The sequence below is a fragment of the Enterobacter sp. BNK-13 genome (assembly GCF_048685015.1).
Classification (GTDB): domain Bacteria; phylum Pseudomonadota; class Gammaproteobacteria; order Enterobacterales; family Enterobacteriaceae; genus Enterobacter; species Enterobacter quasiroggenkampii.
On sequence record NZ_JBLQTP010000001.1, the window covers coordinates 2,248,835 to 2,263,832 of the forward strand.

15 protein-coding genes are annotated in these 14,998 nt (G+C 54.6%); 9 read left to right on the forward strand and 6 right to left on the reverse strand.

The genetic code is table 11. The annotated features are described in order from the left end of the window. Positions 1 to 192: 192 nt before the first annotated feature. From pspD to pspA, 4 genes are read right to left on the reverse strand one after another with little or no spacing between them, the layout of a single operon-like run. The gene (gene pspD / locus ACMGGQ_RS10915; RefSeq protein WP_023312043.1) at positions 193 to 417 is read right to left on the reverse strand and encodes a phage shock protein PspD; all 225 of its coding nucleotides are present in this window, start codon (positions 415 to 417) and stop codon (positions 193 to 195) included. Positions 418 to 429: 12 nt separating this feature from the next. Further along, positions 430 to 789, reverse strand: coding sequence for an envelope stress response membrane protein PspC (gene pspC / locus ACMGGQ_RS10920; RefSeq protein ID WP_023617934.1), 360 nt, complete (start codon positions 787 to 789; stop codon positions 430 to 432). Next, a complete protein-coding gene (gene pspB / locus ACMGGQ_RS10925) occupies positions 789 to 1,013 on the reverse strand; it encodes an envelope stress response membrane protein PspB (protein WP_023312045.1) in 225 nt (74 codons plus the stop codon). The genes pspC and pspB overlap by 1 nt, the downstream gene beginning before the upstream one ends. Before the next feature lie 49 nt (positions 1,014 to 1,062). Continuing rightward, positions 1,063 to 1,731 (reverse strand): phage shock protein PspA, encoded by a 669-nt coding sequence (gene pspA / locus ACMGGQ_RS10930; RefSeq protein ID WP_023617933.1) that lies wholly within the window; start codon positions 1,729 to 1,731, stop codon positions 1,063 to 1,065. Between the two features lie 166 nt (positions 1,732 to 1,897). Between pspA and pspF the strand changes: the two genes are divergently transcribed. The 7 genes from pspF (at position 1,898) to ACMGGQ_RS10965 (ending at position 9,332) form a co-directional block, all read left to right on the forward strand. After that, entirely contained in the window at positions 1,898 to 2,875 is a 978-nt protein-coding gene (gene pspF, locus ACMGGQ_RS10935) for a phage shock protein operon transcriptional activator (RefSeq protein WP_045410368.1), read from the forward strand. 87 nt (positions 2,876 to 2,962) lie between these two features. Beyond that, positions 2,963 to 4,603, forward strand: coding sequence for an ABC transporter substrate-binding protein SapA (sapA, locus tag ACMGGQ_RS10940; RefSeq protein ID WP_045908875.1), 1,641 nt, complete (start codon positions 2,963 to 2,965; stop codon positions 4,601 to 4,603). Then, entirely contained in the window at positions 4,600 to 5,565 is a 966-nt protein-coding gene (gene sapB, locus ACMGGQ_RS10945) for a putrescine export ABC transporter permease SapB (RefSeq protein ID WP_023616846.1), read from the forward strand. Before sapA ends, sapB begins: the two co-directional genes overlap by 4 nt. Continuing rightward, entirely contained in the window at positions 5,552 to 6,442 is an 891-nt protein-coding gene (sapC, locus tag ACMGGQ_RS10950; RefSeq protein ID WP_045908876.1) for a putrescine export ABC transporter permease SapC, read from the forward strand. Before sapB ends, sapC begins: the two co-directional genes overlap by 14 nt. Continuing rightward, complete coding sequence (gene sapD / locus ACMGGQ_RS10955) at positions 6,442 to 7,434, forward strand: putrescine export ABC transporter ATP-binding protein SapD (protein WP_008501228.1); 993 nt, start codon at positions 6,442 to 6,444, stop codon at positions 7,432 to 7,434. The genes sapC and sapD overlap by 1 nt, the downstream gene beginning before the upstream one ends. A gap of 1 nt (position 7,435) precedes the next feature. Continuing rightward, positions 7,436 to 8,242, forward strand: coding sequence for a putrescine export ABC transporter ATP-binding protein SapF (gene sapF, locus ACMGGQ_RS10960; protein WP_008501227.1), 807 nt, complete (start codon positions 7,436 to 7,438; stop codon positions 8,240 to 8,242). Between the two features lie 148 nt (positions 8,243 to 8,390). Next, positions 8,391 to 9,332 carry an ATP-grasp fold amidoligase family protein gene (locus tag ACMGGQ_RS10965; protein ID WP_420290038.1) on the forward strand — a complete coding sequence of 314 codons (942 nt, stop codon included), beginning with the start codon at positions 8,391 to 8,393 and terminating at the stop codon, positions 9,330 to 9,332. Here the strand turns inward: ACMGGQ_RS10965 and ACMGGQ_RS10970 are convergent. Further along, complete coding sequence (locus ACMGGQ_RS10970; RefSeq protein ID WP_420290039.1) at positions 9,313 to 10,377, reverse strand: ATP-binding protein; 1,065 nt, start codon at positions 10,375 to 10,377, stop codon at positions 9,313 to 9,315. The two genes, ACMGGQ_RS10965 and ACMGGQ_RS10970, sit on opposite strands and share 20 nt — an antisense overlap. Beyond that, positions 10,374 to 11,078, reverse strand: coding sequence for a response regulator (locus tag ACMGGQ_RS10975; RefSeq protein ID WP_048029776.1), 705 nt, complete (start codon positions 11,076 to 11,078; stop codon positions 10,374 to 10,376). The genes ACMGGQ_RS10970 and ACMGGQ_RS10975 overlap by 4 nt, the downstream gene beginning before the upstream one ends. A gap of 247 nt (positions 11,079 to 11,325) precedes the next feature. Between ACMGGQ_RS10975 and ACMGGQ_RS10980 the strand changes: the two genes are divergently transcribed. Further along, the gene (locus ACMGGQ_RS10980; RefSeq protein ID WP_080474231.1) at positions 11,326 to 11,736 is read left to right on the forward strand and encodes a transporter; all 411 of its coding nucleotides are present in this window, start codon (positions 11,326 to 11,328) and stop codon (positions 11,734 to 11,736) included. A gap of 95 nt (positions 11,737 to 11,831) precedes the next feature. Next, positions 11,832 to 14,927 carry a multidrug efflux RND transporter permease subunit gene (locus ACMGGQ_RS10985; protein ID WP_420290040.1) on the forward strand — a complete coding sequence of 1,032 codons (3,096 nt, stop codon included), beginning with the start codon at positions 11,832 to 11,834 and terminating at the stop codon, positions 14,925 to 14,927. Positions 14,928 to 14,998: the final 71 nt, after the last annotated feature.

Consider the following 14,998-nt stretch of genomic DNA (forward strand, 5'->3'; position numbering starts at 1 on the left):
GCGGTCCCACGGAGTGGCAATCTACTCCCATGAAAAATATCTGTCAACGGACCGGGCAGGAGAAAAACACGATTGCAAAGCAGCTCAGCACAATATTGTGAGCTGCCGCAAAGAAAGCAGGGTTAACGAGGAAGTGCGGTTAATCATCGCCAGCCCCTCTCCTGGAAGAGTAAGGGCTAACGCGTGAGGGAATTACTGGGACAAGTAGCGGCGCGACAGCCGTTTTGCCACTTTTTGCAACAGCGGTTCGAGCGCCACGGCCAGAACCATTCTGACCGGCTTGCGGGCAACGGATTTTATCGCCCATCCCGCCACGCCTGCCGGGCCGAAACGTAACGCGGTCAGCAGGACCAGTTTACCTGCGATTTTGAGGCCGGGTTTAACCTTCTGACCGGCCTGTTGCCAGTGTTGTTTCATCTCTTCTCTCTCTTAAAGCTGACGAAAACGACTTCTCAGCGTAAAGGTATCCGACGTGACATAGCGTTCCATTTCCCGTAACCGCTTCTCCCCGGCAGCGAGTTGTTCATCAACAGCATTAAGGAGATCGCTGCTGGTGGGTGCGCCTTCCGCCGCCAGTTCTCCTTCCGGCATCGGGTCAAGAACAAACGACAGCACGATGTACGCGACCAGGGTAATAAATGCCAGACCAAAGAAGATCGATAGCACCGTCACCACGCGTACCAGCTTAACCGGGACGTCAAGATAATGAGCCAGCCCGGCACAGACGCCGCGTACCATGCCCTGCTGTGGAATTCGCCACAGCTTTTTGTTCAGATTCAGTCCAGACATTAACGGTCCCTCCAGTTTGGATGTTCAGCATCCAGGATGGCTTCCAGCGCCTGAATGCGTTCGCGCATTTTGTTCGCCTCATCGGAGAGCTGTACCAGACGCTGTTGTTCACTCTGGGAGAGTTCGCCCCGTGAGGAACGGTTGCTGTAGTGCAGCCATAGCCAAATCGGCAAAACGAACAGCACGAAAATAGTCAGGGGAATAGCCAGAAAAAGCGCGCTCATGTGTACTCCTTGTCTTACGATGCGGCACGTTCAGGTGCCGCACGAATTATTATTGGTTATCTTGCTTCATTTTGGCTTTCAGTGCCGCCAGCTGCTCGCTGATTTCATCATCGGCCTTGAGGTCAGCAAACTGCTGATCCAGCGACTTCTGCTTACCGATACCGTGACTTTCGGCTTCCGCTTCCATCTGGTCGATACGACGCTCAAACGACTCAAAACGGGCCATCGCTTCATCCAGCTTACCGCTGTCGAGCTGGCGACGCACGTCACGGGAAGAGCTTGCCGCCTGATGACGCAGGGTCAGCGCCTGCTGACGCGCGCGGGTTTCGCTCAGCTTGTTTTCCAGCTCGCCAATCTCTTTCTTCATGCGGGTGAGCGTGTCATCCACCAGCGTCACTTCATGCTCGAGCGTCGCGACCATGTCTGCCAGCTTCTGTTTTTCGATCAGCGCCGCACGGGCCAGATCCTCTTTGTCTTTGCGCAGCGCGAGTTCTGCTTTCTCCTGCCATTCGTTCAGCTGAGCGGTGGCCTGTTCAATACGACGCGTAAGCTGTTTTTTCTCCGCTAGCGCGCGGGCGGAGGTAGAGCGGACTTCAACCAGCGTGTCTTCCATTTCCTGAATCATCAGACGCACCAGCTTCTGCGGATCTTCCGCTTTCTCCAGCAGTGAGTTGATGTTGGCGTTCACGATGTCGGCAAAACGAGAAAAAATACCCATAATTGACTCCTCATAGTTCTGTTATCGGGCGATGCCCTGCTGCACAGATAATACAAATCTCATGCCAACTTTTTATCTTATTGATTTAACAGGCCATGGTTGATTTTCATGCAGTGAAGAACTATTCTTGCCTGGTGAATATCGCTAAGGAGTGGTTAATTTCATCATGCCTGGATACAAAGACAATTTACTCGGCGAAGCAAACAGTTTTCTGGAAGTGCTGGAACAGGTTTCTCGCCTGGCGCCGCTCAATAAACCGGTGCTGATTATCGGCGAGCGCGGTACGGGTAAGGAACTCATCGCCAACCGTCTGCACTACTTATCCGGGCGCTGGGACGGCCCCTTCATTTCCCTTAATTGCGCGGCGCTGAATGAAAACTTGCTCGACACCGAGCTCTTCGGCCATGAGGCGGGCGCGTTTACCGGTGCCCAGAAACGCCATCCCGGACGCTTTGAGCGCGCCGACGGCGGTACGCTGTTTCTTGATGAGCTGGCCACCGCGCCCATGCTGGTGCAGGAGAAACTGCTACGCGTGATTGAATACGGCGAGCTGGAGCGCGTCGGCGGCAGCCAGCCGCTGCAGGTGAACGTGCGCCTGGTATGCGCCACTAACGCCAACCTGCCGGAGAGGGTGGCAGAGGAAAAATTCCGTGCCGACCTGCTCGACCGCCTAGCCTTTGACGTCGTGCAGCTTCCTCCGCTGCGCGAGCGAAGAAGCGACATTATGCTGCTGGCAGACCAGTTTGCGATTCAGATGTGCCGCGAGCTCGGACTGCCGCTGTTCCCAGGCTTCAGCGATTATGCACGGGAGACGCTGCTCGCGTACCACTGGCCGGGCAATATCCGCGAGCTGAAAAACGTCGTGGAGCGTTCCGTCTATCGCCACGGCAGCAGCGAGACGGAGCTGGACAACATCATTATCGATCCTTTTCAGCGCAGCGCCCCGCCCTTGCCCGCACCAGCATCTCCAGGCGACGCCCCTGCTCTTCCCCTTGATTTGCGCCAGTTCCAGCACGACCAGGAGAAACAGCTGCTGGAGCAAAGCCTGAAGATGGCGAAATACAACCAGAAACGGGCAGCTGAACTGCTGGGTCTGACCTACCATCAGTTAAGGGCATTGCTTAAAAAGCATCAAATGCGCTGACAATATCAGCACTTACCATAGACATTTTTACGAAGCAGGCGTAAGTGCGATACACTTTGCAGATCGAACCTAAAAACCTTAAAAATTATGCGTCTGGTTTTATCGTCCTTTTTTGCACTTGGTCTGTTTAGCAGCCAGGCCTTTGCCGCGCCCGGGCAAACGCCGCAGCCTGACATTCGTGACAGCGGCTTCGTCTATTGCGTAAGCGGCCAGGTGGATACATTCAACCCGCAAAAAGCGGGTAGCGGCCTGATTGTGGATACCCTTGCCGCGCAGCTTTACGATCGTCTGCTTGATGTTGACCCGTACACCTACCGTCTCGTGCCCGAGCTTGCGGAAAGCTGGGAAGTGCTGGATAACGGCGCAACCTACCGTTTTCACCTGCGCGATGATGTCGCGTTTCAGCGTACGCCGTGGTTTACCCCCTCGCGCAAGCTGAACGCGGATGACGTGGTCTTCACCTTCCAGCGTATCTTCAACCGCAACCATCCGTGGCATAACGTTAACGGCAGCAATTTCCCCTATTTCGACAGCCTGCAGTTTGCCGACACCGTAAAAAGCGTACGTAAGCTCGACAACCGTACGGTTGAATTCACGCTGACGCGCCCGGACGCCTCCTTCCTCTGGCACCTGGCAACCCACTATGCATCCGTCATGTCGGCCGAATACGCGGCTCAGTTGACGAAAAAGGATCGTCAGGAACTGCTCGATCGCCAGCCGGTCGGCACCGGTCCGTTCCAGCTGGCCGAATATCGCGCCGGTCAATACATTCGTCTGCAGCGCCACGAGCATTTCTGGCGCGGCACGCCGCTGATGCCGCAGGTGGTGGTCGATCTCGGCTCTGGCGGAACGGGGCGGCTCTCGAAACTGCTCACCGGGGAATGTGACGTGCTTGCCTGGCCCGCGGCCAGCCAGCTCACGATTTTGCGCGACGATCCGCGTCTGCGTCTGACGCTACGCCCGGGGATGAACATCGCGTATCTGGCCTTTAACACGGATAAGCCGCCGTTGAATAACCCTGCCGTTCGGCACGCTCTGGCGCTGGCCATTAACAACCAGCGCCTGATGCAGTCGATCTACTACGGCACGGCGGAAACCGCCGCCTCAATTTTACCGCGCGCCTCGTGGGCCTACGACGGTGAGGCTAAAATTACGGAATACAATCCGGCAAAAGCGCGTGAACAGCTGAAAGCGCTGGGGGCAGAAAACCTCACGCTGCAGCTTTGGGTGCCCACCAGCTCCCAGGCGTGGAACCCCAGCCCGCTCAAGACCGCCGAACTGCTGCAGGCGGATATGGCGCAGGTAGGCGTTAAAGTGATCATCGTACCGGTAGAGGGCCGTTTCCAGGAGGCGCGCCTGATGGATATGAATCATGATTTAACCCTCACCGGCTGGGCCACCGACAGCAACGACCCGGACAGCTTCTTCCGGCCGCTGCTGAGCTGTGCGGCGATAAACTCGCAGACCAACTATGCGCACTGGTGTAACCGGGAGTTTGACGCCGTGCTGCAAAAAGCGCTGGCTTCCCAACAGCTGGCCTCGCGCATCGACGCCTATGATGAAGCGCAGAAGATCCTTGCTCAGGAACTGCCGGTGCTGCCGCTGGCCTCTTCCCTGCGCCTTCAGGCATATCGCTATGATATTAAAGGCCTGGTGCTGAGCCCGTTTGGCAACGCCTCGTTCGCTGGCGTGTCGCGTGAAAAAGAACAAGAGGTGAAAAAACCATGATTATTTTTACCTTGCGTCGGCTCCTTTTGCTGCTGGTGACGCTCTTTTTCCTGAACTTTGTCGGCTTTAGTCTGAGCTATTTCACGCCCCACGCCCCACTCCAGGGATCGTCGCTGTGGGATGCCTGGCTCTTCTGGTTTAACGGACTGCTGCACTGGGATTTCGGCGTGTCCAGCATTAACGGGCAGCTTATTTCCGATCAGTTGAAAGAGGTTTTCCCGGCCACGATGGAACTGTGCATTCTGGCCTTCGGTTTTGCCCTGATGGTCGGGATCCCCGTGGGCATGCTGGCCGGGATATATCGCAACAAATGGCAGGATAAGTTTATCAGCGCCCTCGCCCTGCTCGGCTTCTCCATCCCGGTCTTCTGGCTGGCGCTACTGCTGACGCTTTTCTTCTCGCTGACGATGGGCTGGCTACCGGTTTCTGGCCGTTTTGACCTGCTCTACACGGTTAAATCGGTGACGGGCTTTGCCATCATCGATGCGTGGCTGTCTGATTCGGTGTGGCGTCACGAGATGATCGTCAGCGCCCTGCGCCATATGGTATTGCCGGTGCTGACGCTGGCGGTTGCGCCAACAACCGAAGTGATCCGCCTGATGCGCCTGAGCACCATCGAGGTGTTTGACCAGAACTATGTCAAAGCCGCCGCCACGCGCGGACTGTCGCGCCTGACCATCCTGCGCCGCAACGTCCTGCATAACGCGCTGCCGCCGGTTATTCCGCGTCTGGGATTACAGTTTTCCACCATGCTCACGCTGGCCATGATCACCGAGATGGTCTTTAGCTGGCCTGGCCTGGGGCGGTGGCTGATTAACGCTATCCGCCAGCAGGACTACGCCGCGATTTCCGCAGGCGTGATGGTGATTGGTTCGCTGGTGATTATTGTCAACGTGTTGTCCGATATTTTGGGTGCCATGGCCAACCCATTGAAGCATAAGGAATGGTATGCCTTACGATAGCGTATACAGTGAAAAGCGCACGCCCGGTGTGCTGCGTACCGTGTGGCGTAAATTCTATGGCGATACCACGGCAATGATCGGCCTTTATGGCTGTGCCGGTCTGGTGTTGCTGTGCGTCTTTGGCTCCTGGTTTGCGCCGTATGGCATTGACCAGCAGTTCCTTGGCTATCAGCTGCTGCCGCCGTCCTGGTCCCGCTACGGGGAAGTCTCCTTCTTCCTGGGAACGGACGACCTCGGACGTGACGTGTTGAGCCGCCTGCTGAGCGGTGCGGCCCCGACGGTGGGCGGCGCGTTTGTGGTGACGCTCGCGGCCACGATCTGCGGGCTGGCGCTGGGTATTTTTGCGGGATCCACGCATGGCCTCCGCTCGGCGGTGCTTAACCACATTCTGGATACGCTGCTGTCGATTCCGTCTCTGCTGCTGGCGATCATTGTGGTTGCCTTTGCCGGTCCGCACCTGTCGCATGCCATGTTCGCCGTCTGGCTGGCTATCCTGCCCCGCATCGTGCGCTCGGTTTACAGCATGGTGCATGACGAGCTGGAAAAAGAGTATGTCGTCGCTGCGCGTCTGGACGGCGCGACCACCTTCAACATTCTGTGGTTTGCCGTGCTGCCTAACATCGCGTCCGGGCTGGTCACCGAGATCACCCGCGCCCTGTCGATGGCGATTCTGGACATCGCGGCGCTCGGCTTCCTCGACCTCGGCGCGCAGCTGCCGTCGCCTGAATGGGGTGCGATGCTCGGTGACGCGCTGGAGTTAATTTACGTGGCGCCGTGGACGGTTATGCTGCCGGGTGCGGCCATTATGGTGAGCGTGCTGCTGATCAACCTGCTGGGCGACGGTATTCGCCGTGCAATTAACGCGGGGGTGCAATAATGCCGCTTCTTGATATTCGCAACCTCACCATTGAATTCAAAACCGGTGAAGGTTGGGTTAAAGCCGTCGATCGCATCAGTATCACCCTCGCGGAAGGTGAAATCCGCGGGCTGGTGGGGGAATCCGGCTCAGGCAAAAGCCTGATCGCCAAAGCCATCTGCGGCGTGGCGAAAGATAACTGGCGCGTGACCGCCGACCGTATGCGGTTTGATGACATCGACCTGCTGCGCCTCTCTCCCCGCGAGCGGCGTAAGCTGGTCGGACATAACGTCTCGATGATTTTCCAGGAGCCGCAGTCCTGTCTCGACCCGTCCGAACGCGTGGGCAAACAGCTGATGCAGAACATCCCCGGCTGGACCTATAAAGGTCGCTGGTGGCAGCGCGTTGGCTGGCGCAAGCGTCGCGCCATTGAGCTTTTACACCGCGTCGGGATCAAAGATCACAAAGATGCGATGCGCAGCTTCCCGTACGAGCTGACCGACGGTGAATGTCAGAAAGTGATGATTGCCATCGCGCTGGCTAATCAGCCGCGTTTGCTGATTGCGGATGAACCGACGAACGCGATGGAACCCACCACGCAGGCGCAAATCTTCCGCCTGCTGTCGCGTCTCAACCAGAACAACAACACCACCATTTTGCTGATCAGCCATGACCTGCAAATGCTCAGCAAATGGGCGGATAAAATTGACGTGATGTACTGCGGACAAACGGTCGAAACCGCGCCGAGTGAAGACCTGATCACCGCACCGCACCACCCGTATACGCAGGCGCTAATCCGCGCAATTCCCGATTTTGGCAGCGCCATGCCGCATAAGAGCCGCCTGAATACCCTGCCCGGGGCGATTCCGCTGCTGGAATCGTTGCCGATAGGCTGTCGTCTGGGGCCGCGTTGCCCGTATGCTCAGCGTAAATGTATCGAGACGCCACGCCTGACCGGGGCCAAAAATCATCTTTACGCCTGTCATTTCCCGCTGAACATGGAGAGAGAGTGAAATGGTCGAAACCTTGCTTGAAGTCCGCAACCTGAGTAAGACCTTTCGCTACCGCACGGGGCTGTTTCATCGTCAAACTGTCGACGCGGTAAAACCGCTCAGCTTTACCCTGCGTGAAAAACAGACCCTGGCGATCATCGGCGAGAACGGTTCCGGGAAATCGACCCTGGCGAAAATGCTTGCCGGCATGGTTGAACCTACGGCTGGCGAAGTATTGATTGACGATCACCCTCTGACGTTCGGGGATTACTCTTTCCGCAGCCAGCGCATCCGCATGATCTTCCAGGATCCATCGACCTCACTCAATCCGCGCCAGCGCATTTCGCAGATCCTCGATTTTCCGCTGCGTCTGAACACCGACCTGGAACCCGAGGCGCGCCGCAAGCGTATCTTCGAAACCCTGCGCATGGTTGGGCTGTTACCGGATCACGAAAGCTACTACCCACACATGCTGGCCCCCGGCCAGAAACAGCGTCTGGGTCTGGCGCGTGCGTTGATTTTGCGCCCGAAAGTGATCATTGCTGACGAAGCGCTTGCCTCGCTGGATATGTCGATGCGTTCGCAGCTGATAAACCTGATGCTGGAGCTGCAGGAAAAACAGGGCATCTCGTATATCTACGTCACCCAGCATCTGGGGATGATGAAACACATCAGCGATCAGGTGATGGTTATGCACCAGGGTGAAGTGGTCGAGCGTGGCAGCACGGCGGATGTGATGGCCTCCCCGCTTCACGAGCTGACAAAACGGCTGATAGCCGGTCATTTCGGTGAAGCACTGACAGCCGATGCGTGGCGCAAAGACCGGTAAACAAACGTTGCGCCGCTTAATAAGGATTAAATAGCCTTAATACGCTGTTTAATCCTTAACTTTTTCATCTCCATTGCTGCTCCATACTCTCAGCAAAATACATCAACAGTTCTTCTCCAGAATATCCGGACATTACGGAGGAGAAGAAATGAACAACGCCACTTACATTCTCAAATATACCGAGTATCTCATCAGAAAATGTCGTTCATTTTTAATGACAGACCTGTACTTTCATACTGTGAGGCTTAAGAAAACATCGGGGCAGCATCCTGACATTAAATCCCCCACGACGTTGAGTGAAAAAATATGTCATCGTCTGGTTTATGACCACAATAACGTCTATACCCTGCTTGCCGATAAACTCGCCGTTCGGGAATACGTAATCTCCAGAACAACGCGAGTCAAATCGGTGCCATTACTCGGCGTCTACAGTAAGGTGTCCCAGATTGATTTTTCGACGCTCCCTGAAAAATTTGTCCTTAAGTGCAACCATGACAGTGGCAGCACAATAATATGTACAAACAAAGCGCAATTTAACGTCAGGGAAGCGTGTAAAAAACTCAGTCTCGCGTTAAAGAAAAATATGTACTACACCACGCGCGAATGGCAGTACAAAAACATTACGCCAAAAATACTTTGCGAACCGTATGTCGATCTCTTCGATGATGCAGACAGGAACACAGCGCCCGAAATGCTGAGGTTCCATTGCTTTCATGGCGTTGCCCACTATGTTGAAGCGGATTTTACCGATGACAGCGGCAAAGGTTTCATCAACGTTTACGACAGGTACTGGAACTTACAACCCTTTCAGATGGAATATCCGAATACACCGTTGGCGCCAGGCGAGCCGGCCTTGTTCCGACAAGCGTTGCTGGCATCCCAGGAGCTGGCGGATGGCATTGACTACTGCCGCGTTGACCTCATGCTAAAAAAAGATGAAATCTATTTCAGTGAAATAACCTTAAGCCCGAGACGCGGTAAACTGTCGATTACCCCGCAGGAATGGGATGCTAAGCTAGGAAAAATATGGCATTTACCGCCGGCAGGCACATTTGACCTGCCGCTGACGCTCACGAGTCGGGCCAGGTGAGTTTAAATATCGAGTGGTTTTGCGTGGATAAGGTATAGGTAACATCGCCACCATGCGCCAGCATGATGGCTTTTACCACCGACAAGCCCAAACCACAGCCTTCCGGGTTCAGCTGTCTGGCGCCGTTATCGCGCTGAAAGGGCTGAAACAGGAAGTCATGAAACTCCCTGGGAATACCCGGTCCCCCATCCTGAATCAGGATAAAATTGCCTTTATCCGAAACACCATTTTTTACCGTGAGCTTGCGCGAAGTTGAATAGTGTAAGGCATTGTCAAATAAAACGGTCAGACACTGATTGATGCGTAAGGGATCGAATACGCACTGCTGCTCCCTCAGTTCAGTATGGACGGTAAATGCCTTACGGTTGAACTCGGGCATGAAGGTATCGAGCGCGTCCTGTATTGTCCCTTTCAGATCCGTTCTGGCCTGGTATAACGTGTATCCTGCCCCGCCATCCGAACTGATAACCCGGAGATCTTCAATCAGACGGGTTAATCCTTCCGTCTGTTTGAGGAGGTTAGTAAACAGCACCGGGTCCGGGGTAAACACCCCGTCAACCAGCCCCTGAAGCCTTCCGCGTAAAATGGTGACCGGGGTTCTGAGTTCATGCGCAATCGCAGCATTCCAGGATTTCCGCTGGATATCCAGCGTTTGCAGCTTTTCTGCCATTTCATTGAAATCCGTAACCAGGTGATTGATCTCTCCCAGCCGGGAACTGGCACAGAATGCTCTGGCGTCCAGATCGCCCTGAGAAATTTTTTTCAGGCTGGACGCGACCGCGTTTAGCGGGGTGAGTATTCGCGATGAAAGTTTGACCGTAAAGAATACGGCAATGATCAGGCTGATCGTTGTCGCGGTCCCAATCCATACCCAGTCCCACATCGTCATCTGCTCGTCATCACCCGCAGCAGGGCCGCCGGGAAGATGATCCAGAATAAAGGAGTAAAAAAACCAGGAGCCCAGTATGGCGATGCCAATTATCGTAAACGTCAGCAACAGCATATACGTTAAGATCTGACGACTCAGGACAGACTCTTTATTCATTTCTTTTCCCCAAGTCGGTAACCCATGCCCCTGATGCTCTCGGGAACGCCATAAAGACCGGCCAGCTCCAGTTTTTTTCGCAGCTTGCTCATATGGCTGTCGACGGTTCTGTCGAGCGTATCGCCTTCCGGCAAACACGCGTTGAGCAACTCTTCACGAGAACAGACCTTGCGCGGATAACGCACCAGGTAAGAAAGCAATTTAAATTCGGTCGTCGTTAAGACCGGGGAGATAACCTCGGGCCCCGCAGTAACCTCCACGTAGAAATCATCCGGATAGACCGTAATGAATGGCGTTCTGAGCGGCATGGCCCCCGCCTGCTGAAGCGCAGGCTTTGTTCTACGCAGCACCGCCTCAACCCGTGCGACAACTTCCGAAGGGTTGAAGGGTTTGATGACGTAATCATCCGCGCCGAGCCTCAGACCCATAAGTTTATCGACGTCCTGATCGAGAGCGGAAACCATAATGACGGGGACAGCACTTTCATGGCGAAGTGTGGTGAGCACACTCCAGCCGTCACACACGGGCAGGTGAATGTCCAGCAAGATGAGATCCGGTTTATGGAGGCGATTGAGCGTTATCGCCTGCTCGCCCTGCCTGGCCCTGAGCGTTTTCATTCCCGAACGCTCTAAGTAGCTCATCAGTATATCGGCGATTTCGTCTTCATCTTCAACAACAAGGATCAGCGTATTTTTGTTCATATTATCTCCGCGGGTGAAATCCCTTTAAGCACGCTATCAGATATCTTGAGCACAATAAGACACAGCCTCCGGGAAAAAGTGCCGTAGTCACGAAAATTTCCCGGTTGATTTAAATGCCCGGTTATTTCTCCACACAGCCTACACATTCAGTCAATAAAGACTCGACAATGTCCGTTCAAAATCGCTAATGAGGCATAACGCGTTGTGCATTGCGCGCTGCAAATTACCACTGTTTCTTAAAGATTTTATGAAGTTGGCTGAAATAATGAACATGGAACTTTCCAAATATTTTTCTCCTAAAAAACTGGGTATATATTCCCTGTTTCTGCTGCTGTCGTGGGGATTACTTTATACCTGGCTGGTGCTGGTACACAGAATGGATGAGAAAGTCGCCTCGACGCTGCTCTCTTCACCCCTTATCTATGGCTGCATCGCATTGTCAGTGGTTTTTCTGGTCATACAAAATAAAGCCGGCGCGTTCATTGAGCTACTTATCATCGCCTTCTGGCTGATGGTGATTTTTGTTTATCTCATTATTACGTTCACCGTGCTGTTAAACGCGATGCCCGATATTGAGGATCTGATCTTTTACTATGAATGTTATTTGATCATTTTTTTTGGTGGAGCACCGCTGTACCTCATTATGAGAATGATCTGAGCCCTTGCTCCACACGGCCTCCATAAACCGCCCACTTCCGCTAAACAGGTGCGCGGTAGAGTCTCTGCCTCACTCTTTTGCACAAAAATAACCCAATGCCTCATTTTTTTATCGAACGTCCCATTTTCGCCTGGGTTGTGGCGCTGTTTATCGTCCTGACGGGTCTCCTGTCTATTCCTCGTTTGCCGGTTGCGCAGTATCCGGCGGTGGCTCCGCCAGGCATCATTATTTCCGTCAGTTACCCGGGGGCCAGCCCCGATATCATGAATACGTCGGTGATATCGTTAATCGAACGCGAAATCTCTGGCGTAGATAATTTGCTCTACTTCGAATCATCCAGCGACACAACCGGTTCGGCATCGATTACCGTCACGTTTAAACCCGGCACGGACATCAAGCTGGCACAGATGGATCTGCAGAATCAGATAAAGATCGTCGAGCCTCGTCTTCCTCAGGCGGTAAGACAAAACGGCATTAACGTCGAAGCCGCTAATTCTGGATTTTTAATGATGGTGGGGCTGAAGTCCACCAACGGTCAATTCGAGGAAGCCGACTTAAGCGATTATTTTGCCCGAAACGTCAGTGACGAGCTTCGTCGCGTGCCCGGCGTAGGGAAAGTTCAGCTGTTTGGCGGCGAAAAAGCGCTGCGTATCTGGCTGGATCCGATGAAGCTCCACAGCTACGGCCTTTCGGTGAGCGATGTGCTTACTGCTGTTGGCCAGCAAAATGCCCTGGTTTCGCCCGGCAAAACGGGAGATGAGCCAGCATCTGCGGGACAAGGCGTAACATATCCCATCACCGTGAAGGGGCAACTCACTTCGGTAGAGGCGTTCAGAAACATTACCCTGAAATCAGATGCATCGGGCGCGAGGCTGAAACTGTCCGACGTCGCGCGCGTTGAGTCCGGCCTGCAAAGTTACGCTTTCGGTATCCGCGAAAATGGCGTGCCTGCAACGGCTGCGGCAATCCAGCTCTCGCCGGGTGCCAACGCAATAAGTACGGCTTCAGGCGTACGCGCGCGCATCGGCGAGCTTTCCCAGGTATTACCGGAAGGAATGACGTTTACGGTTCCCTTCGATACCGCGCCGTTTGTGAAACTGTCTATCATGAAGGTGGTTCAGACCTTTGTAGAAGCGATGGTCCTGGTCTTCCTGGTGATGCTTCTGTTTCTGCATAAGATACGCTGTACGCTTATCCCGGCGATTGTTGCTCCCGTCGCACTTCTTGGCACCTTCACGGTGATGTTATTGAGCGGATACTCCATAAATATTCTGACGATGTTCGGCATGGTGCTGGCGATAGGGATTATCGTTGATGATGCCATTGTGGTTGTGGAGAACGTCGAACGACTGATGACGGAAAAAAGCCTCTCCCCACGGGATGCTACCCGGCAGGCCATGCAGGAGATCACCCCGGCGATTATCGGGATCACGCTGGTGCTCACTGCCGTCTTTATCCCCATGGGGTTTGCTGAGGGTTCGGTCGGGATTATTTATCGACAATTTTGTATTTCCATGGCGGTCTCCATACTGCTGTCCGCGTTTCTAGCCCTGACGCTGACGCCTGCCCTGTGCGCCACGTTGCTCAAGCCGCACAAGGCAGGAAAGAGCGGAAGTGGAAGGTTCGCGGCCAGGTTTAACGCGCGCTTCCGTTTGCTCACCGTCTGTTACGAAGCCGGGCTGAGTGCCGTTCTGAAGCGAAGCGGACGTATGCTGCTCCTGTACGTTGCGCTTTGCACGGCGCTGTTTGTTGGATTGTCTTCGTTACCGTCGTCCTTTCTGCCGGATGAAGATCAGGGCTACTTTATGTCCTCTATCCAGCTGCCTTCTGATGCCACGATGCAGCGCACCCTCAACGTGGTTAAAAAATTTGAAGCGGAAATTGCGGCCCGGCCGGACATTGAAAGCAACATTATGATCCTGGGGTTTGGCTTTTCAGGTTCTGGACCGAATTCGGCTATGGCCTTCACCACGCTGAAGGACTGGAAAAATCGGCAGGGCTCGACGGCGCATGATGAAGCCGACCACATACAGGCCAGCATGACGAACGTCACTGATGCCGTCACAATGAGCCTGCTCCCGCCGGCCATTTCGGATATGGGCACCTCCTCGGGCTTCACCTGGTACGTTCAGGACAGAGCGGGAGCGGGCTATGAGGCTCTAAAGAGGGCCGCCGACGCGCTGGTTCTGCAGGCTAATCAACGCCCTGAACTCAGTGATGTCTATATAGACGGTCTGCCGGAAGGAACCAGCCTTGCGCTTCTGGTTGACCGGGAAAAGGCGGAAGCGATGGGCGTCCCATTCGATGAAATCAACCAGACGCTCTCCGTCACCCTGGGCTCAAATTACGTCAACGACTATACCAACAACGGCCGCGTTCAACAGGTGATTATGCAGGCCGACGCCCCCTACCGAATGCAGCCTGAACAGATACTGAAACTATCAGTGAAAAACCGGATGGGTGAGATGGTGCCGGTATCAACGTTTGCGACGATCTCCTGGAACGTTGCGCCGCAGCAGTTGACGCGCTACCAGGGTTATTCTGCTATACGGATTACCGGAAGTGCGGCGTCAGGCGTATCCAGCGGCACCGCAATGAAGATCATGGAGGGTTTGTCCAGGAGCCTGCCTCAGGGCATGGCGGGTGAGTGGGCCGGGAGTTCGTTGCAGGAGAAAAAATCGGAATCGCAGCTTCCGGGCCTGATCGCCCTGTCGATACTGGTCGTGTTTATGGTGCTCGCCGCCCTGTATGAGAGCTGGTCTATTCCTTTTGCGGTCATGCTGGTTGTTCCACTGGGCCTTATCGGCGCGGTGATAGCGGTGTTTGTTGCCGGCATGACCAATGACGTGTTCTTTAAGGTCGGTCTGATTACGCTTATCGGCCTGTCGGCCAAGAACGCCATTCTGATTGTGGAGTTTGCCAGGCAGCTGCATCGCGAAGGGCAACCCCTGCTGGCGGCGACCATTCATGCCGCCAGTCAGCGCCTGCGCCCCATTCTGATGACATCGTTAGCCTTTACCTTAGGGGTTGTTCCTCTGATGCTGGCCAGTGGTGCAAGCGACAGTACGCAGCATGCCATCGGTACCGGCGTATTTGGCGGCATGATTAGCGGTACGCTTCTCGCGATCTTCTTCGTACCGGTTTTCTTTATCGTTATTGCGCGCTTCATCGGCAACATCAGGAAAGCGTGAACACCCTTGCGGGATCGCGCCTCCTCGCTGGTTGGATGAGGCGAAGCTGTTGCCGGGTGATATACTGGACG

Bases quoted from the DNA above. Each gene is read 5' to 3' on its own strand.
- pspD (WP_023312043.1), bottom strand. From the start codon at position 417: ATGAAACAACACTGGCAACAGGCCGGTCAGAAGGTTAAACCCGGCCTC.
- pspC (WP_023617934.1), bottom strand. From the start codon at position 789: ATGTCTGGACTGAATCTGAACAAAAAGCTGTGGCGAATTCCACAGCAG.
- pspB (WP_023312045.1), bottom strand. From the start codon at position 1,013: ATGAGCGCGCTTTTTCTGGCTATTCCCCTGACTATTTTCGTGCTGTTC.
- pspA (WP_023617933.1), bottom strand. From the start codon at position 1,731: ATGGGTATTTTTTCTCGTTTTGCCGACATCGTGAACGCCAACATCAAC.
- pspF (WP_045410368.1), top strand. From the start codon at position 1,898: ATGCCTGGATACAAAGACAATTTACTCGGCGAAGCAAACAGTTTTCTG.
- sapA (WP_045908875.1), top strand. From the start codon at position 2,963: ATGCGTCTGGTTTTATCGTCCTTTTTTGCACTTGGTCTGTTTAGCAGC.
- sapB (WP_023616846.1), top strand. From the start codon at position 4,600: ATGATTATTTTTACCTTGCGTCGGCTCCTTTTGCTGCTGGTGACGCTC.
- sapC (WP_045908876.1), top strand. From the start codon at position 5,552: ATGCCTTACGATAGCGTATACAGTGAAAAGCGCACGCCCGGTGTGCTG.
- sapD (WP_008501228.1), top strand. From the start codon at position 6,442: ATGCCGCTTCTTGATATTCGCAACCTCACCATTGAATTCAAAACCGGT.
- sapF (WP_008501227.1), top strand. From the start codon at position 7,436: ATGGTCGAAACCTTGCTTGAAGTCCGCAACCTGAGTAAGACCTTTCGC.
- ACMGGQ_RS10965 (WP_420290038.1), top strand. From the start codon at position 8,391: ATGAACAACGCCACTTACATTCTCAAATATACCGAGTATCTCATCAGA.
- ACMGGQ_RS10970 (WP_420290039.1), bottom strand. From the start codon at position 10,377: ATGAATAAAGAGTCTGTCCTGAGTCGTCAGATCTTAACGTATATGCTG.
- ACMGGQ_RS10975 (WP_048029776.1), bottom strand. From the start codon at position 11,078: ATGAACAAAAATACGCTGATCCTTGTTGTTGAAGATGAAGACGAAATC.
- ACMGGQ_RS10980 (WP_080474231.1), top strand. From the start codon at position 11,326: ATGAAGTTGGCTGAAATAATGAACATGGAACTTTCCAAATATTTTTCT.
- ACMGGQ_RS10985 (WP_420290040.1), top strand. From the start codon at position 11,832: ATGCCTCATTTTTTTATCGAACGTCCCATTTTCGCCTGGGTTGTGGCG.